The organism is Vibrio sp. V33_P6A3T137, assembly GCF_009904835.1.
Classification (GTDB): Bacteria; Pseudomonadota; Gammaproteobacteria; order Enterobacterales; family Vibrionaceae; genus Vibrio; species Vibrio metschnikovii.
The window spans coordinates 14,866-34,795 of the sequence record NZ_WXWK01000049.1; the positions used below are offsets into that span (position 1 = coordinate 14,866).

General features: G+C 43.8%; 15 protein-coding genes and 2 tRNA genes. 10 read left to right on the plus strand and 7 right to left on the minus strand.

The features are described from left to right. Nucleotides 1–7 precede the first annotated feature (7 nt). Both CAG60_RS04175 and CAG60_RS04180 read left to right on the plus strand, forming a co-directional pair. Entirely contained in the window at nucleotides 8–724 is a 717-nt protein-coding gene (locus CAG60_RS04175; RefSeq protein WP_161438362.1) for a DsbA family protein, read from the plus strand. 252 nt (nucleotides 725–976) lie between these two features. After that, nucleotides 977–2,215 carry a dicarboxylate/amino acid:cation symporter gene (locus CAG60_RS04180; protein ID WP_202598508.1) on the plus strand — a complete coding sequence of 413 codons (1,239 nt, stop codon included), beginning with the start codon at nucleotides 977–979 and terminating at the stop codon, nucleotides 2,213–2,215. A 102-nt stretch (nucleotides 2,216–2,317) separates the two neighbouring features. Here CAG60_RS04180 and CAG60_RS04185 read toward each other — a convergent pair. Then, nucleotides 2,318–2,393 (minus strand) — tRNA-Asn (locus tag CAG60_RS04185). A 483-nt stretch (nucleotides 2,394–2,876) separates the two neighbouring features. On the opposite strand from CAG60_RS04185, the gene uvrB reads away from it, so the two are divergent. The 5 genes from uvrB to CAG60_RS04210 all read left to right on the plus strand — a co-directional run bounded on the left by uvrB (nucleotide 2,877) and on the right by CAG60_RS04210 (nucleotide 9,276). Further along, nucleotides 2,877–4,907: an excinuclease ABC subunit UvrB gene (gene uvrB / locus CAG60_RS04190; RefSeq protein WP_040904511.1), complete on the plus strand. Its 2,031-nt coding sequence runs from the start codon at nucleotides 2,877–2,879 to the stop codon at nucleotides 4,905–4,907. A gap of 143 nt (nucleotides 4,908–5,050) precedes the next feature. Beyond that, on the plus strand, nucleotides 5,051–6,412 hold the full coding sequence (luxO, locus tag CAG60_RS04195) for a quorum-sensing sigma-54 dependent transcriptional regulator LuxO (protein ID WP_161426340.1): 1,362 nt from the start codon (nucleotides 5,051–5,053) through the stop codon (nucleotides 6,410–6,412). 7 nt (nucleotides 6,413–6,419) lie between these two features. Further along, nucleotides 6,420–6,767: a quorum-sensing phosphorelay protein LuxU gene (gene luxU, locus CAG60_RS04200; RefSeq protein WP_158144094.1), complete on the plus strand. Its 348-nt coding sequence runs from the start codon at nucleotides 6,420–6,422 to the stop codon at nucleotides 6,765–6,767. 51 nt (nucleotides 6,768–6,818) lie between these two features. Further along, nucleotides 6,819–7,772 (plus strand): LysR substrate-binding domain-containing protein, encoded by a 954-nt coding sequence (locus tag CAG60_RS04205; protein ID WP_161438363.1) that lies wholly within the window; start codon nucleotides 6,819–6,821, stop codon nucleotides 7,770–7,772. 301 nt (nucleotides 7,773–8,073) lie between these two features. Further along, on the plus strand, nucleotides 8,074–9,276 hold the full coding sequence (locus tag CAG60_RS04210) for a NupC/NupG family nucleoside CNT transporter (protein WP_161438364.1): 1,203 nt from the start codon (nucleotides 8,074–8,076) through the stop codon (nucleotides 9,274–9,276). A 91-nt stretch (nucleotides 9,277–9,367) separates the two neighbouring features. Here CAG60_RS04210 and folD read toward each other — a convergent pair whose 3' ends face one another. Beyond that, nucleotides 9,368–10,240 carry a bifunctional methylenetetrahydrofolate dehydrogenase/methenyltetrahydrofolate cyclohydrolase FolD gene (folD, locus tag CAG60_RS04215; protein ID WP_154168653.1) on the minus strand — a complete coding sequence of 291 codons (873 nt, stop codon included), beginning with the start codon at nucleotides 10,238–10,240 and terminating at the stop codon, nucleotides 9,368–9,370. A 333-nt stretch (nucleotides 10,241–10,573) separates the two neighbouring features. Between folD and CAG60_RS04220 the strand changes: the two genes are divergently transcribed. Next, nucleotides 10,574–10,650 (plus strand) — tRNA-Arg (locus tag CAG60_RS04220). A gap of 44 nt (nucleotides 10,651–10,694) precedes the next feature. Here the strand turns inward: CAG60_RS04220 and CAG60_RS04225 are convergent. Beyond that, nucleotides 10,695–12,251 carry a methyl-accepting chemotaxis protein gene (locus tag CAG60_RS04225; RefSeq protein ID WP_161438365.1) on the minus strand — a complete coding sequence of 519 codons (1,557 nt, stop codon included), beginning with the start codon at nucleotides 12,249–12,251 and terminating at the stop codon, nucleotides 10,695–10,697. A 221-nt stretch (nucleotides 12,252–12,472) separates the two neighbouring features. Here CAG60_RS04225 and CAG60_RS04230 point away from each other — a divergent pair, with 221 nt between their 5' ends. Continuing rightward, on the plus strand, nucleotides 12,473–13,258 hold the full coding sequence (locus tag CAG60_RS04230) for an EAL domain-containing protein (protein WP_161438366.1): 786 nt from the start codon (nucleotides 12,473–12,475) through the stop codon (nucleotides 13,256–13,258). 228 nt (nucleotides 13,259–13,486) lie between these two features. On the opposite strand, the gene CAG60_RS04235 is transcribed toward CAG60_RS04230, so the two are convergent. The 3 genes from CAG60_RS04235 to CAG60_RS04245 all read right to left on the minus strand — a co-directional run bounded on the left by CAG60_RS04235 (nucleotide 13,487) and on the right by CAG60_RS04245 (nucleotide 17,313). After that, nucleotides 13,487–14,752 carry an SLC13 family permease gene (locus CAG60_RS04235; RefSeq protein ID WP_161438367.1) on the minus strand — a complete coding sequence of 422 codons (1,266 nt, stop codon included), beginning with the start codon at nucleotides 14,750–14,752 and terminating at the stop codon, nucleotides 13,487–13,489. 411 nt (nucleotides 14,753–15,163) lie between these two features. After that, a complete protein-coding gene (locus CAG60_RS04240) occupies nucleotides 15,164–15,595 on the minus strand; it encodes an acyl-CoA thioesterase (RefSeq protein ID WP_004395652.1) in 432 nt (143 codons plus the stop codon). A 185-nt stretch (nucleotides 15,596–15,780) separates the two neighbouring features. After that, a complete protein-coding gene (locus tag CAG60_RS04245) occupies nucleotides 15,781–17,313 on the minus strand; it encodes a bifunctional GNAT family N-acetyltransferase/carbon-nitrogen hydrolase family protein (RefSeq protein ID WP_161438368.1) in 1,533 nt (510 codons plus the stop codon). Between the two features lie 267 nt (nucleotides 17,314–17,580). On the opposite strand from CAG60_RS04245, the gene CAG60_RS04250 reads away from it, so the two are divergent. Further along, complete coding sequence (locus CAG60_RS04250) at nucleotides 17,581–18,354, plus strand: sugar transporter (RefSeq protein WP_161438369.1); 774 nt, start codon at nucleotides 17,581–17,583, stop codon at nucleotides 18,352–18,354. An 86-nt stretch (nucleotides 18,355–18,440) separates the two neighbouring features. Here CAG60_RS04250 and CAG60_RS04255 read toward each other — a convergent pair whose 3' ends face one another. Continuing rightward, nucleotides 18,441–19,808 (minus strand): L-serine ammonia-lyase, encoded by a 1,368-nt coding sequence (locus tag CAG60_RS04255; RefSeq protein WP_154168643.1) that lies wholly within the window; start codon nucleotides 19,806–19,808, stop codon nucleotides 18,441–18,443. Between the last annotated feature and the right edge of the window lie 122 nt (nucleotides 19,809–19,930).

A 19,930-nucleotide genomic window follows, 5' to 3' on the forward strand; every position in this document is an offset into this window, starting at 1 on the left:
ATAAAACATGAAAATTTACAGAATTGTGCTGATCGGCTTATTAGCCACCTTTTCACTGAGTAGTGCTGCTGCATTGACGGTAGAGCAAACCAAACAGTTGGCGGATATTGAACAAATTTTACAACGTAATCCGCAAGTGATTGACAATCTGCACAGCACGTTACATATGTACGAGCAACAAGCCAATCGTTTTGAGCAGGTATTAAAGGATAATCAAGCCTATTTATACAACAACCCTGATCACCCGAGTTTTGGTGCTCAAGACCCTGAATTAACGCTGATTTTTTTCACCGATTACAGCTGCCCGTGGTGTAAAAAACTCGATCCGGTATTGCATGAGTTGGTCAAACGTTACCCGACGATCAAAGTGGTGAGTGTGCTGGTGCCGCTGAAAGAACTCGATAGTCCAGTTAATTCGGCCAGCTATGCATTAAACCTATGGCAGACGGATCAACAAAAATTTACTCAAGCGGATGAATTGTTGGTCAAAAAACCGGGCGCGCATAATCCACAGTCGTTACTGCAAGTCGCTCAAAAAACCGATACCAGCCAAGCGCTGAATACACAGGAAAAAACCCAACAACAATTGGCGAAAAACTATCAGCTATTTAGTGAATTAGGGCTAAACGGTACGCCAGCGCTGTTAATTGGTCAGCAAATCATCCCCGGTTATCTACCGCTAGATAAGTTAGCGCCATTAATTCGTGAAAAACTCGCGAAATAATTTTTCACTTAGCAAGTGATTTCTATTTGTTGAGGAAATGCAATAGGTGCTGATCTATTTTTTGTTGTTATTGTGCAAGAAACTGTAAGTAAAAATGACATTTCCTTAACATTGCGCTCACGTTGACAGAACAAAAATTGACTTTAGCTCAATACCTCTCTGCTAATCTGCTGTTCACCTCGCTTTCCGCAGGAATAACATCTGCTACGACACGCAGCTAATTGAAGCTGTATACATGGAGTGATCATTGAGATGAATAGGTTAACGAGAGCTATTATTATTGCTATGTTGCTGGGTATTGCTACCGGACAAGCTATTCGTTGGTATACCCCTGTTCAGCCAGAAGAGTTTGCCAATAACATAACCCTAATCACGGATGTGTTTTTACGGCTGATCAACATGATTATTGCCCCTTTAGTGTTTACCACGTTAACCGTCGGCATTGCTAAAATGGGAGATACGACAACGGTTGGGCGTATAGGAATTAAAACCTTAATGTGGTTTATGATGGCGTCAATGATGTCATTAATTCTTGGCTTGGTGATGGTGACCATTCTGTCCCCAGGTGTTGGTTTACATTTAGATATTCCTTCCAGTTCCCTAGCCAGTGGTGTTGATGCACAAGCACTAAGCTTCCGGGACTTTGTTATTCACGCTGTACCAAGAAGCGTGATTGAAGCCATGGCCAGTAATCAAATTCTACAAATTGTGGTGTTTTCTCTATTTTTTGGTCTAGCTGCTGCCGCTATTGGTGCTCCAGCTTACCCAGTAATTGATATGCTAAAAAGTGTGTCAGAGATCATGCTGAAGGTAACCGCTTATGTGATGAACTTTGCTCCATTTGCTGTCTTTGCGGCAATCAGTGCCATGGTGGCTAAAGAGGGAATGGGGATTTTGAGTACCTATGGTACGTTCATGGGGCAATTTTATCTCTCACTCAGTATATTGTGGGGCGCATTATTGTTGATGGGAGCCTTGGTGCTTGGGGGACGCGTGTTTACTCTGTTTCGCATGATACGTGAGCCAATACTGTTGGCATTTTCAACGGCAAGTTCAGAATCTGCCTATCCAAAAACGCTAGAAAGTTTAAGTGCTTTTGGTACTCCTAAGCGAATTTCTAGTTTTGTATTACCGATGGGCTACTCATTTAATCTTGATGGTTCGATGATGTACTGCACCTTTGCCGTCATGTTTATCGCCCAAGCTTATGGGATTGAGTTAACCATGGCACAACAGGTGACCATGTTACTTATTTTAATGGTCACGTCTAAAGGCATGGCAGGCGTGCCCCGCGCGTCATTGGTGGTGATTGCCGCCACGCTTCATCAATTTCACATCCCTGATGCGGGCATATTGTTACTGCTTGGCATTGATCACTTCCTAGATATGGGACGTTCAGCGACCAATGTATTGGGTAATGCGATTGCTGCTGGTGTCGTGGCGAAAAGTGAAGAGGGTAATGAAACCCCGCTTGAAGAAAATGTGGCTTAACCGCTAGGTTAATCGAGTTATGTTGTTGCCTTCTCAGTTGTGAGAAATATAAATAGACTAAAAGCAAAAAAGACGTCCTAGGACGTCTTTTTTTCTGGAATTTGGCTCCCCCTGCGGGACTCGAACCTGCGACATACGGATTAACAGTCCGCCGTTCTACCAACTGAACTAAGGGGGAATAGTTTTGCGGCGAGAATACTACTTATCCGCTCTTTTTCTGTCAATATCTACCCCTTAAAAAATCATAGATATTTTTGATGATAGAGACTTTACTTTTCTGTACTCCTTATCAGGCATGCGTTGCATTTACTTATCCACCAATTTTGTGGATAAGTGTATAAGGGGATTTGTAAAATTAGCCTTAGTTCCAATTGTTATCATACTCCCGCCAGTGTAATCGATTGCTTTTTATGGCTAGTATTTTGACTTTATAGGATTTTTTAGTTTTACCCACAGATTGTTCAGGTGTAGTTGTCAGATTCATGATTATTGCAGTGATGCGAGGTCGAGAGTCTTTTTGTGGATAAGTAATGGGATGTTTTTTGTACCAAAGGGATAATCGTTACGCGTTTTTAGTGTTAACACCTAAACTACTTGCGAGTTTGCAGCGCTGACCGGACAATAGTCATTCAAAGCAATGAATGCAGCAGGATAATGGGTAATGAGCAAAACGTTTGAGCTGGTCTCTGAATACCAACCCTCTGGCGATCAGCCGGAGGCAATTGAACGATTATTGGCAGGCATTGATGCGGGATTGGCGCACCAAACCTTATTGGGAGTAACGGGGTCGGGAAAAACCTTCACGTTAGCGAATGTGATAGCTCAAGCCCAACGCCCCACCATTTTGTTAGCTCCGAATAAAACATTAGCGGCCCAGCTTTATGGTGAGATGAAAAGTTTTTTTCCTCACAATGCGGTGGAGTATTTTGTCTCATACTATGACTACTATCAGCCGGAAGCGTATGTTCCAACCACCGATACTTTTATTGAAAAAGATGCCTCGGTTAACTCTCATATTGAACAGATGCGCCTATCGGCGACCAAAGCGCTATTAGAGCGTAAAGATGCGATCATCGTCGCTTCGGTATCGGCAATTTATGGCTTGGGTGACCCCGATTCTTATCTAAAAATGATGTTGCATTTAAGACGCGGCGATGTGCTTAACCAACGTGACATGTTACGGCGCTTAGCCGAGTTACAATACAGCCGTAATGATGTTGCTTTTGAGCGCGGTCAGTTTCGGGTTCGCGGTGAGGTGATTGATATTTTCCCAGCCGAATCGGAGCAAGAAGCGGTTCGGGTTGAAATGTTCGACGATGAAATTGAGTGCATCAGCCTGTTTGACCCATTAACGGGTGTGATTCGCCAGCGTGATTTGGCGCGTTTTACCGTTTACCCCAAAACCCACTATGTAACACCTCGCGAGCGGATTCTTGATGCGATTGAACAGATCAAGCAAGAGTTACAACTTCGGCGTCAAACTTTATTAGACAATAACAAGTTACTGGAAGAGCAACGCATCTCACAACGAACACAATTTGATATCGAAATGATGAATGAACTGGGTTTTTGTTCAGGCATTGAAAACTATTCTCGATATTTAAGTGGTCGTAGCGCTGGTGAACCGCCACCGACCTTATTTGATTACTTGCCTCACGATGGCTTATTGGTGATTGATGAATCACACGTGACGGTGCCGCAAATTGGCGCCATGTATAAAGGTGACCGCTCACGCAAAGAAACCTTGGTTGAATTTGGCTTTCGTTTACCTTCAGCGTTGGATAACCGACCTTTAAAATTTGAAGAGTTTGAAGCCTTAGCGCCGCAAACGATTTTTGTATCTGCAACGCCGAGTGCCTATGAATTAGAGAAATCTGCAGGTGATGTGGTTGAGCAGGTCGTCCGGCCAACGGGGTTACTCGACCCTGAGATTGAAGTACGTCCCGTAGCCACTCAAGTCGATGACCTATTATCAGAAATACGCATTCGGGCCGCCAAAGAGGAACGAGTGCTCGTAACGACACTGACTAAGCGTATGGCGGAAGACTTGACCGAGTATTTACACGAGCATGGGGTAAAAGTGCGCTATTTACACTCGGATATTGATACCGTTGAACGGGTGGAGATTATTCGTGATTTACGACTAGGAGTGTTTGATGTCTTAGTTGGGATCAACTTATTACGCGAAGGTCTGGATATGCCTGAAGTATCCTTAGTCGCGATTTTAGATGCTGATAAAGAAGGTTTTTTACGTTCAGAGCGCTCATTGATCCAGACTATAGGTCGCGCTGCGCGTCATTTGCGTGGTAAGGCGATTTTGTACGGGGACAACATTACCAAGTCAATGCGTAAAGCGATTGATGAAACCGAGCGTCGCCGTGAGAAGCAGCAAGCGTATAACCAACAGCGGGGAATAGAACCTCAAGCGCTAAGACGCAGCATTAAAGATATTATGGAATTAGGCGATGCGACGAAGCCGAAACAGCAGAAAGCGAGCAAAGTTGTGCCACTTGCTAAGGTTGCCGAACCCGGTGCGAGTTATGACTTACTCACTCCCCAGCAGTTAGAAAAGCAGATCATGAAGCTCGAAGCTGAAATGTACAAACACGCACAAGATCTCGAATTTGAATTAGCGGCTCAAAAGCGCGATCAAATTACGCAATTACGTCAGCAGTTTATCGCTAATAGCTAGAGCATATAAGAGTTGCATACGAGATAATGGTAATAAGGAGTTTGCAAAATGCGACTCTTGATGCAACAATTAAGCAAAATGCAAAAATAAAATGGCTGGGTAGGCAATTGAGCGAAAATAACGTTAAAACCAAGTATCTGTTGATGGTTGAGGATACGGCTTCTGTGGCAGCATTGTACCGATCCTATCTGACTCCGCTAGAGATTGACATTAATATCGTCAGCACCGGGCGCGATGCGATAGAGAGCCTTAACCGACGAACGCCCGACTTAATCCTGTTAGACTTGCGTTTGCCTGATATGACAGGAATGGATGTGCTTGCCGCTGTAAAAAAACAATCTCCCGATGTGCCGATCATCTTTATGACCGCACATGGCTCGATCGATACAGCGGTCGAGGCGATGCGTCAAGGTGCACAAGACTTTCTGATTAAGCCGTGTGAGGCTGACCGGCTACGTGTTACCGTCAATAATGCAATGCGCAAAGCGAATAAGCTTAAAAACGAAAGTCACGATCCAAATAATCAAAACTACCAAGGTTTTATTGGCAGTAGCCAAACGATGCAGGCGGTATATCGCACGATTGATTCCGCAGCGAGCAGTAAAGCCAGCATTTTTATTACCGGTGAGAGTGGTACTGGTAAAGAAGTGTGCGCCGAAGCGATTCATGCCGCCAGTAAACGAGGCGACAAACCGTTTATCGCCATCAACTGTGCTGCGATTCCAAAAGACTTGATTGAAAGTGAACTGTTTGGTCACGTCAAAGGTGCCTTTACCGGAGCCGCCTCAGATAGACAAGGTGCTGCGGAGTTAGCTGATGGTGGAACGCTCTTTTTGGATGAGCTGTGCGAGATGGATCTTGACCTGCAAACCAAATTATTGCGTTTTATCCAGACTGGTACTTTTCAAAAAGTCGGCTCTTCTAAGCTACACAGTGTCGATGTGCGCTTTGTTTGTGCGACGAACCGTGATCCCTGGAAAGAAGTTCAACAAGGCCGTTTTCGCGAAGACTTATATTACCGTTTATACGTGATTCCATTACATTTACCGCCACTACGAGAACGGGGCGATGATGTGATTGAAATTGCTTATTCATTATTAGGTCACATGGCGAAAGAGGAAGGCAAAGGATTTGTTCGTCTCTCTTCAGAAGTGACAGAGCGTTTTAAGCATTATGAATGGCCAGGTAATGTGCGTCAGTTACAAAACGTACTGCGTAATGTCGTGGTATTGAATGATGGACAAGAAATTACCTTATCGATGCTGCCTCCGCCACTCAATGCGCCAAGAATGGCAGAGCCTACCTTTTTGTCTCAGGATGAGAAGGTGCTTTCTGTGCATGATATTTTTCCGTTATGGCTAACGGAAAAGCAAGCGATAGAAAAAGCCATTGAAGTGTGTGATGGCAATATTCCAAGAGCGGCGAGTTATTTAGATGTCAGTCCCTCAACGATTTATCGCAAACTGCAAACCTGGAATGAAAAAGAGCAGGAAAAGGAGCGTTAGAGACGTTATGCAGTGGATGAATACCGAAAAAATTGATGCATTGGCTCAAGAGATTGGCAAAGAGAATATTCCTATCTTAATGGATATTTTTTTAGGTGAACTTCGCCTTTATCATCAGCAGCTCACTCAAGGGGCTGATGGCGGCAATATGACTTACTTAATTGAAATTAGTCATGCTCTTAAAAGCAGTGCCGCCAGTTTTGGTGCCGATAAGCTGTGTGCTTTTGCGACACAAATCGATAGCAATGCCAAGCAGGGGATTGCAATGAATGAAGAAACAGAAACGGCTAAGATGCTAGAGATACTCAGCGAAACCGCCCAGTGTTATGCTCAGTTACAAAGCGCGGTGCATTAACCGCTTCAAACCTGTCTTATAATAAGGCGCATTTTACTGGAAGGAAAATCAGTGTTAGCGGAACGAGCTGGGCAAATGGTGATTTTTGCTACTTTGGTGCAGCAAAAAGGCTTTACCGCTGCCGCCAAGCAATTGGGGGTATCGGTCTCTCATGTCAGTAAACAGTTGGCTTTACTTGAAGCGTCTTTGGGAATTAAGTTGGTACAACGTACAACGCGGAGTGTCACCATTACCGAAGCGGGGCAAGGTTTTTATCGGCATTGTGCCGAGTTACTTCGTTTGGTCGATGAGGCGCAAGCTGAAGTTGAAAGTCAGCGTGATGAAGTCGCTGGGCTGCTGCGTTTGGGTTTATCGCAATCTTTTGGAACTTTACATGTTTTACCTGCGCTAGAATCGTTGCGTCAACGTTATCCTGAGCTACAAGTCGAGGTCCACCTGTTTGATCATCGTGTTGACATGTTACAAGAGGGGCTCGATTTATGGATAACCAGCAATGAGCATATACCTCAGGGATACATTGCTCAGCGTCTAGCGGATAGCCGTTTTGTTGTGGTCGCCTCACCGGACTATTTACTCCACCATGGTACGCCGCATACTCCGGAAGCGTTATCAGAGCACAATTGTTTGATTTATCGCAGTTGGGATCGTGACTATACCCGTTGGTCTTTTGCAAAATCGGATCACAAGTTGACCATACAAGTTTCGGGTAACTACTCGGTTGATTTAGCGGAAGCGGTACGTGATGCTGCAGTGGCTGGATGGGGGGTAGCGTATCTAGCGACGTATCTGCTTAAAGATGAATTTCGTCACGGTCAATTGATTCAATTATTGCCAGATTGGCACGCCAACCAAAATATGCCGTTTTATGCGGTTTATCCTAGCCGCCAGCATATGCCTAGGAAAACGTCGGCGGTGATCGACTTTATCAAAGACAAATTAGCGAGTCCTTGTTACTGGGACAGCCGCTTAGAGCCTTATGTGCGCTTCGCATCGACAGGATGCTAAGTCTGCCACCCATTTAATGTTTCAATCTCCCCCTGTTTTCCTCGTCTGGCAACATTGGTCGTCTATGCATGAGTTTGTTCTTTTTTCTTAAGTGATTCTTTCCATGACTAGAAACATTATTTCCATATAGAAATAGCATCAAAAAGCAAACGTTTGTTTTGTTGAAATTCAATGACTTAAATAGTCAGTGATCGCGTGGGTTATTTTTGATCTACTCCGTTAACATTTGCTACTTGCGTATCTACTTTTGCGCTATAGAATGCCTCGCCTTGCATTATTAGTAACTTTTCGGATTGGATTTATGATCTCATTGCTTGGTGTGATAGCCATTTTAAGCGTTGCTTGGCTATTTTCTGCAGATAGAAAAAATATTCGACTTAGAACGGTCGGTTTGGCTTTTTTGTTGCAAGTTGGTTTCGCCCTGTTGGTGCTCTACGTGCCAGCAGGTAAAGATATACTCAATGGGGTGACAGGCGCCGTTGCTCATTTGATCGATTATGGCCAAGAAGGGATCAGCTTTATCTTTGGTGGGTTAGCCAGTGAGAAAGTAGGCTTTGTATTTGCCATTCATGTCCTTGGTATCATTATCTTTTTCTCTGCGTTAATTTCGGGGTTATACCATATTGGCTTGATGCCGAAAGTGATTAATTTGATTGGCGGGGCGCTACAAAAATTACTGGGTACTGGCCGAGCAGAATCGCTGTCAGCAACCGCCAATATTTTTGTGGGTATGATTGAAGCTCCCCTTGTGGTTAAGCCTTATTTAAAGCAGATGAGTGATTCACAGTTTTTTGCGGTGATGACTTGTGGTTTGGCATCGGTTGCCGGAGGCACCTTGGTCGGTTATGCGTCATTGGGCGTCAATTTGAACTATTTGATTGCCGCCGCGTTTATGTCTGCGCCTGCCGGTTTATTAATGGCAAAAATGTTGTTTCCAGAAACGGAAACCTACCAACAAAAGGCCGAAATCGATATTGATATGCCAAAGGCAACCAATGTCGTCGAAGCGATGGCTGATGGGGCGATGTCTGGACTACGAATTGCGGTTGCGGTCGGCGCGACACTGCTGGCTTTTGTTAGCGTGATTGCCTTACTCAATGGTCTATTAGGCTGGGTAGGGGACGGGATCGGCATCACATTAAGTTTTGAGCTGATACTGGGGTATTTATTTGCACCAATAGCATGGTTATTGGGCATTCCATGGCATGAGGCGATTACCGCTGGATCGCTGATTGGTAATAAAATCGTCATCAATGAGTTTGTCGCTTTTATTCAATTCATCAACGTACAATCACAATTGAGTGAACATTCGCAAGCGATCATAACGTTTGCTTTATGTGGTTTTGCTAATATTTCGACGATGGCGGTCTTGATCGGTGGCTTGGGAAGTTTAGTACCAGAGCGGCGCAGTTTTATCTCTCAATATGGTTTTAGAGCGATTGGGGCTGGCGTTTTGGCTAATTTAATGAGCGCTGCATTGGCTGGTGTGATCTTATCACTATAAATATAAAAGGGGCGAGAGAGATTATTACTCGCCCCGTTTTTGTCTCACATGTTACTTCTCATTGTTAATCAGAGATAATTAATGCGAGTGATTAAAGTTGCGTTTTATCTTGAGTATGGAACTGTTCGCACGCCATCATGGTGTTTTCAATTAAACTTGCTACCGTCATCGGGCCAACCCCACCAGGAACCGGAGTGATAAAACTGGCTCGTGTGCGTGCAACTTCAAAATCGATATCACCAATCAATTGTCCAGAAGCAAGACGATTGATACCGACATCAATCACTACAGCTCCTTCTTTCACCCAAGACCCGGGAATAAAATTAGGCTTACCGACCGCGACGACTAAAATGTCGGCTTGACGAACATGGTGTTCAAGATCTTTAGTGAAACGATGGCAGGTTGTCGTTGTGCATCCCGCTAGCAGTAATTCCAGACTCATTGGACGCCCTACAATATTCGATGCACCAACGACAACGGCATGTTTACTCCGCAATTCGATATTGTAACGTTCTAATAAGGTAATGATCCCCTTAGGGGTGCAAGAGCGCAGTTTAGGGATACGCTGAGCTAAGCGACCGAGATTGTAAGGATGAAATCCATCGACATCTTTATCTGGTACAATACGTTCTAGTACTTGGGTCGTATCAATGCCAGCAGGTAGAGGAAGTTGAACAAGAATACCGTCAATAGTGTCGTCTTGATTCAACGTATCGATTAACGCTAAGAGCTCCGCTTCGCCCGTTGTTGCCGGCAGATCATAAGATTTCGAGACAAATCCGACTTCTTCACAGGCGCGGCGTTTACTGCCGACATAGACTTGCGAAGCCGGATCTTCGCCGACCAGAACAACCGCAAGTCCAGGAGCCCGTAGTCCCAAATCGGTGCGGGCTTTTACTCGTGCTGCGACTTCAGATCGCACCGTTTGCGAGATTAATTTTCCATCAATATATTGAGCCGTCATAACATTCCTTACTTACACTGCAAAGCACAAAATTTTGCGCGCATTGTGGCAGATGACAAGCAAAATATCCATAAGCAAACGTTTGCTATTTGATTTTTAATGTTTGTGCGGATTTTTCTGTTTCAAATTCGGTAAAGATGATCAGCTAAATAGTGATGAGTCATGCTATTTTAGTAAGACGTTATGTGGTTGGCTGACGATAACATCGTGAGTTATGTACTCGTTAACCCGTTTTAAAATAGTACTTTTGCTTTATATTTAGGCACTTGATAGAAAATAACGGTCAAAAGCGTTGATTTACGCGCTTGAACTCGTATAATCCTTTCCCGTAACGCGCCCTTAGCTCAGCTGGATAGAGCACCTGCCTTCTAAGCAGGTGGTCACAGGTTCGAATCCTGTAGGGCGTGCCATATTTTAAGCCCCAGTACTTGTACTGGGGCTTTTTGATCGGCGCTTATTGTTTGAAGCGCACGACAAGTTCATGCAAATCGTCCGAGACCTTATCGACATCATTAATACAGTCATTCAACTGATTTGCACTCCGTTGGGTGGATGCCGCTAAGTTTGAAATATTGACGATTTGTTGATTAACGTCTTCGGCGACATGGGCTTGCTGCTCAACCGCGGTAGCAATTTGTGCTGACATTTCAGCAATTTGCTCAACGGCTTGTGAAATCCCTTCTAATACTTCACTACTTTTGAGTACATAGCTTAATCCTTCTTCAGCATTTTCAACGCCAACTTTGGACACTTTTACCGCTTGCTGAGCTCGACCAGTCAGTTCAGAAATAATATTGTGGATATCTTGAGTTGATTGCTGGGTTCGAGTGGCTAATACACGGACTTCATCTGCTACGACGGCGAAACCTCGCCCTTGTTCTCCGGCTCTTGCCGCTTCGATAGCCGCATTCAGTGCTAAGAGATTCGTTTGCTCAGCAATATTTTCAATGATTTGTGCAACTTGAGCAATTTTAGTGGTCTGCTCAGAAACACTTTCAACAGAGTGGCCAATTTGTTGCACTGTTTGTTTAAGCTTTTCAATCGAATCTCGAGTAATGTGAGCAGTCGTGACACCATGTTGGGTCAGAGTATTGGCTGTTGATGCTTGCCCTGCCGTATTATTAACATGCTCGGAAACATCATTGATTGAAGTGCTCATTTGGTTCATTGCCGCAGCGACAGTCTCGGTTTCGGCTTGCTGGCGTATGATTTCTTTACGGGCGCTTTGAGTTAAGCTTTGCCCACGCTTCATGCCCGATGAAACGTCACTGGCCGCGTTTTCAATTCGCGCCAAAATGGTACTGAGATGAGCGGCTTGACTGTGGAGGGAGACTTTAATCGTTCCTAGATCGCCACTATCGTCTGTATAAGTGCTGACCGCTAACGGGTGACTAAATGAGTTTTTCAGTAGTGCGCTGAGTGATGCAAACATTTTCTTGCGTGAGTATGAGATCCAAGCCGAGAAGATAACAACACTCAATAGAAAAAAGCGCTCAGAGAGTTGAGAGTAACCGATATTCCATAAAACAATGGCGAACAAGAGAGCGATACTTAACAATAGATATTCAGGGTGCGCGAACAAAGTTAGTGACTTTGTTGATTTTCCAGACTTAATTCGTTGATAAAACTTTTCTGCACGAGCAACTGCTTGTCTCTCTGGACAAGAACGGACAGACTCATAACCCACGACTTTTCCATTTTTAGTAATTGGAGTGGCATAAGCATCTACCCAATAGAAATCGCCGTTTTTACAACGGTTTTTCACCAACCCCATCCAAGGCTTTCCTGCTTTTAGATATTGCCACATTACCTCAAATGCTTCAGCGGGCATGTCGGGATGGCGTACGATATTATGCGGTTGACCAATCAGCTCGTTCTTGCTGAAACCACTGATGTCGACGAAGGCATCGTTACATTCCAAAATAATACCTTGGGTGTCGGTCACCGTAATTAATTTGGTTTTTGGGTCAAAGGTTTTTTCTTTATTGGTCGTTGGTTGGTTATTACGCATAACGATATCCTAAGCAAGGGGATGCATTGAATCAAATCCTTTCCATTAATAAGAGTAATACAAATTTGATAATCGGCTATGGCGTAATAGGGTAAATCCACTTGCTTATTTAAAAATAGGATCAGAATCGGTTCGGTTTACTTTTAAAGAATCGCAGGTTTTGCTTGATTATTATGCTACTATTTTCTGGTGTATAAGTTTGTTTGATAAGGCTCGTTGTTATGACTTCTTGCTCTGATCCTGTTTCTCGTGTGAGTTGTGCTCACTGCCAATCTCATGATGGACTGGAATTTTCATTTACGATGGCTTTTCAGCCGATCATTGATGTTAAAAATCGGACGATTTTTGGCTATGAAGCATTGGTGAGAGGCGAGCAGGAGCAGTCTGCTTACTCAATAATTTCTCAAATTAATGAGCATAACCGTTATTTGTTTGATCAAACTTGCCGAGTAAAGGCGATTCAGCTCGCTAGCCAATTAGGGTTAGATTCGATGTTGAGTATCAATTTTTTACCGAATGCGATTTATCAACCAGAGCGCTGTTTGCGGACAACGATAGAAGCAGCGCAACAATATGATTTTCCTATCTCACGGATTTTATTTGAATTTACTGAAGTTGAAAAATTTGAAGATACGACACACGTTAAACGAGTAGTGGAGTATTATAAATCGTTGGGCTTTTTAACCGCGATTGATGATTTCGGTTCTGGCTATTCTGGATTGAATCTCTTGGCTGATTTTCAAACCAATATCGTTAAATTAGACATGCAGTTAATTCGTGGTATTGATGTGGATCTGACCCGACAAAGTATAGTGCGTAACTGTTTAACGATGTTTAAAGATCTGAATATTACACCGTTGGCCGAAGGGGTTGAAACGCTGGCGGAGTTGGGCTGTTTAATCGCACTGGGCGTTCCATTAAGTCAAGGTTATGTCTTTGCTAAACCTGGTTTTGAGTGTTTACCTAAACCAGATATTAACCATATATTGAATACCCTTCCTACTTGAAGCTGCAGCGATGTTGGCTACGTTCGTTCACCCCAATCACATAGTTTGCCTATGCTCATGGGGATTTACTCACTTGCCGCCTACCTGCAACTTCAACTCGTTTGGGTATAGTCTATAGCGGCGATGTATATCGAGCCTCCTCGGATAAAAACGTTAAGTAACAGGGTTACTTAGCGTTTTTTCTTATTATCTTATGCGATGTTTCAGCATGAGAGGAGTCTATTAGGTTTAGATAATGACAACAATCGCCAATAACACCAATAATCCCCCCAAAATAGAAGGGCGTTGGAAGCGGTTCGCCGCTTTTAGCTCTGAACCAGGGACAACGGGCACGGTGGTTGAAAGAGCAGCAACGGGACCCCCTGTTAAGAAGTACTGCATAACCGCACAACCACCAGCAGCAGCAGCAGCGGCAGCGAGTGGAGAAACATCGTATTTCAGAACAATGGTTAAAAATGGTAATACAATGGCCGCTGATGCTGCGTTTGATTGAGTGATCAAACCAGCAATCGCTGACACTAACAACATTACCACGATCGGTGCGTAGTTCAGCGCAGGATCAAACCAGTTGGCGACCATGTCCACAACACCAACATTACGAATGACAGTCGACATAAATAAAAAGCCGATAGTCGCAATGAGTGGGATAGCGACTCGTTGCACGCCTTCAAGCATCATTGATTCAGCTTGTCCTAGTGGTGTTTTGGCTAAAATGGCGACTAACAAAGCAGAGAACACGCCGACTAGAAACACTGGATAACCAATAGCAAAACCAATCACCAAGGCAATAAAAGGTAACATAGCGATTAAAAAGCTTTTATCTTCATATTTATCTTTAATGTCTTGCAATATGGCATTGATTTGCTCTTGAGTATAAGTAATACCACTACGTTTTTGCTCAACGCGTAGACGCCAAAAGCTGATCGCAATAATTGATAAAGCGGTCACCGCACCAATGACGTTGATCATACCAAAGCCAATACCAGCAGTGGCGATGACAGCAAGTAGGGTTGGGTGAGTGAATCCACCAAAGTTACCTAAGTGACCGGCATGCGCTTGTAATCCTGCGACTTTATCTGGATTAACACCGAGTTTAATCGCGGCAGGACCAGTAATGACCGCAGTAATAGCGGGTTGGGTAAAACCAGTCAGACCACCAATCACGCCAGCAGCGACGGTTCCTGCACTGGCAATGCCAGGGCCTCCTCCAAAGCGGCTACCCAACAAAATGATGCGTTGAATAATCACGTTGAGGAAGCCGGTTTTTTCCATGACACCAATAAAAAGTAATACACCCGCCATATCAGCAATCACGGGGTGTAAACTGCCGTTGACCATTTTCAAAACAGTAATATCCGCACCGCCGGTGACGGGGAAACCAGCCAGTAAAGCGGCCAATGTCGAGCCGATAATCGCGGTCATATACAGTGGCGTTCGACCACTGATCATTAATATCAGGGTAAGCCCGATAACTAATTGTGCAATAAGTAACATAGTGCCTCTCTTAATTTAGTAATTGACGATCCCTTCTCACTTGCCGTTGCCGAGGTATTGAATGTATCAATGACACTTAATCATAATGTTACCAATCTTAAGGCCACGGATTCACTGACCACCGACTCGCTATCTCATGTTGTCTGGGCATCGAAGATGTTGATGATGAACCATTTTGAGCAGAGAATATCACCACTTCAGAGTTAGATAATGAGTATAAAGTGTTATAAAAAGTAATTACCTAGTGTTTCAGTCTGTAAGATGAGGAAACTATACCGAATTAAAGGGGGTTAATGATGACAATGATCATGGTTGTTGCCGAAAAGAGACGGCCTTTCTCGGAGAAAGGCCGTTTTGTCTAATAGCTCTCAAAATCATCTTAAAGCGATGTCAGGGAGAAGGTGGTTGGAATCACGATGTTGCTTCAATCGTATTAATGGCGTGGATCAGTTTGTCGGATAGGTGAGCTTTTTGTCCGTTTTTGAAGTTAAACATGACTACGGTCGCCGAGCCTGTCGTGGTCACTTTGCCCATTTTTTTACTGACCGCTTGATATTCCATAGTAAAACGATCGCTTTGAATATCAACTACACGTGAACCAATCAGTAAGGTATCAGGAAAGGTGACCGGAATTTTGTAACGGCATTGGGTTTCACTTAGCACTGGGCCGATACCTGTACTTTGCGTTTCTTCCATCAGGGCAACTTGTTTGAAATAGTCGATACGCGCGGTTTCAAAATAACGAAAGTAAACCACATTGTTCACATGCTGTAGCGCATCCATTTCTCCCCAAGCCACAGGGATTTCAGTAATAACCGGAAAATCAGCGAGTAAATGTTCCATAAAAGTCAGTTCCTATGTGCGTGTGACAGGGTATTCTAACGTGAACGGAATGAATGATGGTGAGTTTGGTAACATTAATTTAACGTTTTGAGGGGTGAGTAGCAAAGTTAAAGACAACCTACGGTGAATAATTTCATTTTTAACAGTAGGTTGTCTTGAGTGCGTGTCATTTTGTTAGGAGAAGGTTAGTTTTTGGGGGGAGTAAATCCACCGTACAGATCCATACGACGATGGCGTAAATTAGTCACTGAGCCTTCAGTATTGAGCTGCTTCAGTTTATCGAGATCAACATCGGCAAAAATGATCATTTCGGTGTTAGGACTTGCTTCAGTGATCGTTGCATCGTGTGGAAAAAAAACATCGGACGGTGAAAATACAGCCGATTGCGCATATTGAATATCGACATTATCAACCCGTGGCAGGTTACCGACGCTTCCCCCGATAGCTACATAACACTCATTTTCAATCGCTCTGGCTTGCGAGCAAAGCCGCACACGTTGATAGCCATTTTTGGTATCTGTCCAAAATGGCACAAAAATAATTTGCACATCTTGCTCTGCTAACATCCTTCCTAGTTCTGGAAATTCACTATCATAACAAATTAAAATCCCCACTCGTCCGGCATCGGTTTCAAATACGCGGACTTGATTGCCTCCATCAATTACCCAGTCACGTTTTTCATGGGGAGTAATGTGTATTTTGTATTGTTCGTCGATAGAACCATCACGATGCAGCAAATACGCTACGTTATACAATTGACCATTTTCTAACACTGGCATGCTGCCAGCAATAATATTGATGTTGTAAGTGACGGCCAGCTTTGAGAAATGATGTTTGATTTGTTCACTAAAAGAAGCAAGAAAACGAATCGCTTCGACGCTGTTTTGTTCACGTTTTAATCCCATCAGTGGCGCATTAAAAAACTCCGGGAACAGGGCAAAGTCGGCTTGATATTTGGCTAATGAATCAATGAAAAACTCAGCTTGATCGAGCAAATCCTCTACGCCATCAACGGCGCGCATTTGCCACTGGATGATACCAATACGAACCAGCGTTTTTTCAACGTCGTGTACCGACTGAATATCTGCCTCATAGAAAAAATTATCCCATTCTAATAATGTTGCGTAGCCTTTTGAGTGGTCATCTTCTGGGAGATAATGGCGCATAATACGCTTAACATCAAAATCGTTCGCTAATTGAAAAGAGAGGATCGGGTCGTGTAACTCACGGCGTTTTACTTTTTCAATATAGTCAGCAACGGGCATTTGATCGGCGTGTTGAGCATAGCCTGGTATACGTCCACCCGCTAAAATCGCCTTAAGGTTATTACTGCGGCATAACTCTTTTCTCGCCGCGTACAACCGTCGCCCTAAACGTAAACCACGATAATCAGGATGGACAAATACATCCAAGCCATAGAGAGCATCACCGCTGGTTTTATGCTGAATGACATTATGTTCACTGATAATGTCAGTGTAGACATGCGGTAGAGAGAATCGGTTGTAATCGACTTTGATGGTGAGAGCGGCACCGATGATTTTACCATCGTCTTCGATACAAATCTGACCATCGGGAAATTGATGAATGAGATCCATGATCGTCATTCGTGGCCAAGCTCCCCCAACATCGTGGAAAACGAGATCCATCAGTGCGGCTAACTCAGGATAATCGTTCTTTTCAATCACACGCAGAGTTAAGCGTGGCGCGATATTACTCATACTTTATGAACTCCTTTTTTAACCATACTGGCTAATTTATTGGCGCGATTCAAGGTTAAAGATAGTGAGCTATCTATTCGTTACCGCATTAGGTGGTGTCGATAGGGTTAATTTTATAACAGAAATGTCATTAACTTGTCGCACAACCTGGATGCTTGTCACGCGATTGCCGCTGAAAAAATAGTCACCATGGTCCATAGTACTAGCTTATTTTTCGTCAACCGATAGATGACATTTATCGGTTTACCATACATTGAGGTAACACTCATGAAGTCCTGTCCATTACCGCTTTTATATACTTTAGTCAGCGCGGCTCAGCTGATTAAACGTCAATGGCGGAAATTTTTATGGCTCTCTTGGCCACATTTAGTGATCACTCAGTTAGGGGGATGGCTTCTTTCCAATCCGTTTTTCTCTGAGCAAATGCCTTTGGTGTTCCTAACGGGGGTAGTGATGATTGGTGTGACGGCTTGGGTTACCGTCAGAATGCACAGAGCTATTTTACTCGATCATTCATTCGAGATGAAGAATCCACAACCCGTCTCTGGGCTAAGGGAATTGAGAGTCATCGGTTATTGGTTATTGCTATTTTCGGGATTATTGGTACTTATTTTTCTATTCACTTTCTCAGTCATGATTCTATTTGAACTCTCTTTCTTTGGTTTAGCGTTGCTGTTTTTGCTATTGGCTGTACCGGTTATTTGGTTATTTTCTCGCTGCCTATTAGTGATCCCTGCGGTATCGATCGACGATGAACCACGCGGGCTCATTACCGCATGGCGTTTGTCTCAGCCTTATCAGATATCGCTGTTTTTGCTCGTTGGTGTGTTACCACTAGGGGTTGGGTTCGTGGTGTATCAGTCAGGCCAATGGCATCAAAGTGTCAGTTTTTCATTGTTGGTGAATATATTGGGTTATGCATTTTGGATCTACGAGCTGTGTCTATTGTCGCTCAGTTATCGATGGATTAAACAGCGTAAACAGATCGATAACATGCTTGATACCTCGTCAAATAAACCGTCTTTACTGATTAAAGAATAATGTTGGTATGGGTAGAAGCGTCATTCATATAGATAAGAGCCATCCTTGGTTCGCATCTGCATCTATCTATCGTGTCAGGGTAAGCATTATTCGCAAGGGGGGGCTAAGTGAATTAACGCTAAACCTCCCAACGCCGTTTCACGATATTTTTTATTCATGTCTTTCCCTGTTTGGAACATGGTTTCAATCACTTTATCTAAAGAGATTAAGCACTTACTTGTGCGTTTCAGTGCCATGCGAGAGGCATTAATCGCTTTAACGGCGCCCATCGCATTACGTTCAATACAAGGAACTTGCACTAAGCCGCCAATTGGATCACATGTCATTCCTAGTGAATGTTCCATGGCAATTTCTGCTGCCATACAAATTTGCTCATTACTGCCGCCACGTAATGACGTTAATCCTGCCGCCGCCATCGAAGAGGATACGCCGATTTCTCCTTGGCAACCGACTTCGGCTCCTGAAATGGAGGCATTCATTTTATACAGCATACCAATTGCCCCCGCGACGGCGAGAAAATCTTTAATCTGTTTAAGATCCAAAGGGCGAATAAAGCGATGATAGTACATCAGTACTGCGGGAATAACTCCGGCTGCGCCATTGGTTGGGGAAGTGACGACCTGACCTCCAGCCGCATTTTCTTCACTGACCGCAAAAGCAAATAAGTTAATCCAATCCATGACTTCTAATGGGTCTTGTTCTGTGGACGCATTGGCTTCGAGTTTTTTCAAGAGCGCAGGTGCTCGGCGAGTCACATTAAGTCCGCCTTCTAAAATGCCTTCGGTTTCAAACCCTCGTTCCATGCAAGAGGACATCACTTGCCAAATCTGTTCTGATTTTCGATCGATCTCTTGCCCATCACGCAAAGCAAGTTCATTGCGAAGAACGAGACCGGCGAGACTAAGCCCATTACGTTGCGCTTTGTTGAGCAAGTCATCGGCACAGGTAAAAGGAAATTCAACGTTAATGGGTGAAGCGGCGTGACCATGTTCAAGTTGCGCAGCGGTAGCAATAAACCCACCACCAATTGAGTAGTAAGTTTCAAAAGCGACAAGGCGATGTTGCTGATCAAACGCGCTAAACGTTAGGCCATTTTCATGTAAAGGTAAGCTCTGTGGATGAAAAAGGAGATCATCTTGATGAGAAAAAGGGATGTTTTTTTTACCTGCTAAATTTAATGTAGCGGTTTGTTGGATGGTGTGTAAATCCATCTTCGCTTGTGTGATATCAATAGTATCTGGCTGATTACCGAGTAGTCCGAGTAATACCGCGCGATCGGTATGATGACCTTTTCCGGTCAATGCTAATGAGCCATACAAATCAATCTGGATTCTGGTCACCAGCGATATATCCTCAATCAAGGATAAAAATTGAAAGCCAGCGATCATCGGTCCGTTGGTATGAGAGCTCGATGGCCCAACACCAACTTTAAAAATATCAAATATCGACAACATAATGTTTCCCTTATTGGTGTAATGCACTCGGCTACGTTTAGTGAGTATATACCCTTCCAACTTGAAGCTGCAGCGGTGTGAGCGGCGTTTGTTTATCTCTATCACATCGTGTCTATGTTCAT

Bases quoted from the DNA above. Each gene is read 5' to 3' on its own strand.
- CAG60_RS04175 (WP_161438362.1), top strand. From the start codon at position 8: ATGAAAATTTACAGAATTGTGCTGATCGGCTTATTAGCCACCTTTTCA.
- CAG60_RS04180 (WP_202598508.1), top strand. From the start codon at position 977: ATGAATAGGTTAACGAGAGCTATTATTATTGCTATGTTGCTGGGTATT.
- uvrB (WP_040904511.1), top strand. From the start codon at position 2,877: ATGAGCAAAACGTTTGAGCTGGTCTCTGAATACCAACCCTCTGGCGAT.
- luxO (WP_161426340.1), top strand. From the start codon at position 5,051: ATGGTTGAGGATACGGCTTCTGTGGCAGCATTGTACCGATCCTATCTG.
- luxU (WP_158144094.1), top strand. From the start codon at position 6,420: ATGCAGTGGATGAATACCGAAAAAATTGATGCATTGGCTCAAGAGATT.
- CAG60_RS04210 (WP_161438364.1), top strand. From the start codon at position 8,074: ATGATCTCATTGCTTGGTGTGATAGCCATTTTAAGCGTTGCTTGGCTA.
- folD (WP_154168653.1), bottom strand. From the start codon at position 10,240: ATGACGGCTCAATATATTGATGGAAAATTAATCTCGCAAACGGTGCGA.
- CAG60_RS04225 (WP_161438365.1), bottom strand. From the start codon at position 12,251: ATGCGTAATAACCAACCAACGACCAATAAAGAAAAAACCTTTGACCCA.
- CAG60_RS04230 (WP_161438366.1), top strand. From the start codon at position 12,473: ATGACTTCTTGCTCTGATCCTGTTTCTCGTGTGAGTTGTGCTCACTGC.
- CAG60_RS04235 (WP_161438367.1), bottom strand. From the start codon at position 14,752: ATGTTACTTATTGCACAATTAGTTATCGGGCTTACCCTGATATTAATG.
- CAG60_RS04240 (WP_004395652.1), bottom strand. From the start codon at position 15,595: ATGGAACATTTACTCGCTGATTTTCCGGTTATTACTGAAATCCCTGTG.
- CAG60_RS04245 (WP_161438368.1), bottom strand. From the start codon at position 17,313: ATGAGTAATATCGCGCCACGCTTAACTCTGCGTGTGATTGAAAAGAAC.
- CAG60_RS04250 (WP_161438369.1), top strand. From the start codon at position 17,581: ATGAAGTCCTGTCCATTACCGCTTTTATATACTTTAGTCAGCGCGGCT.
- CAG60_RS04255 (WP_154168643.1), bottom strand. From the start codon at position 19,808: ATGTTGTCGATATTTGATATTTTTAAAGTTGGTGTTGGGCCATCGAGC.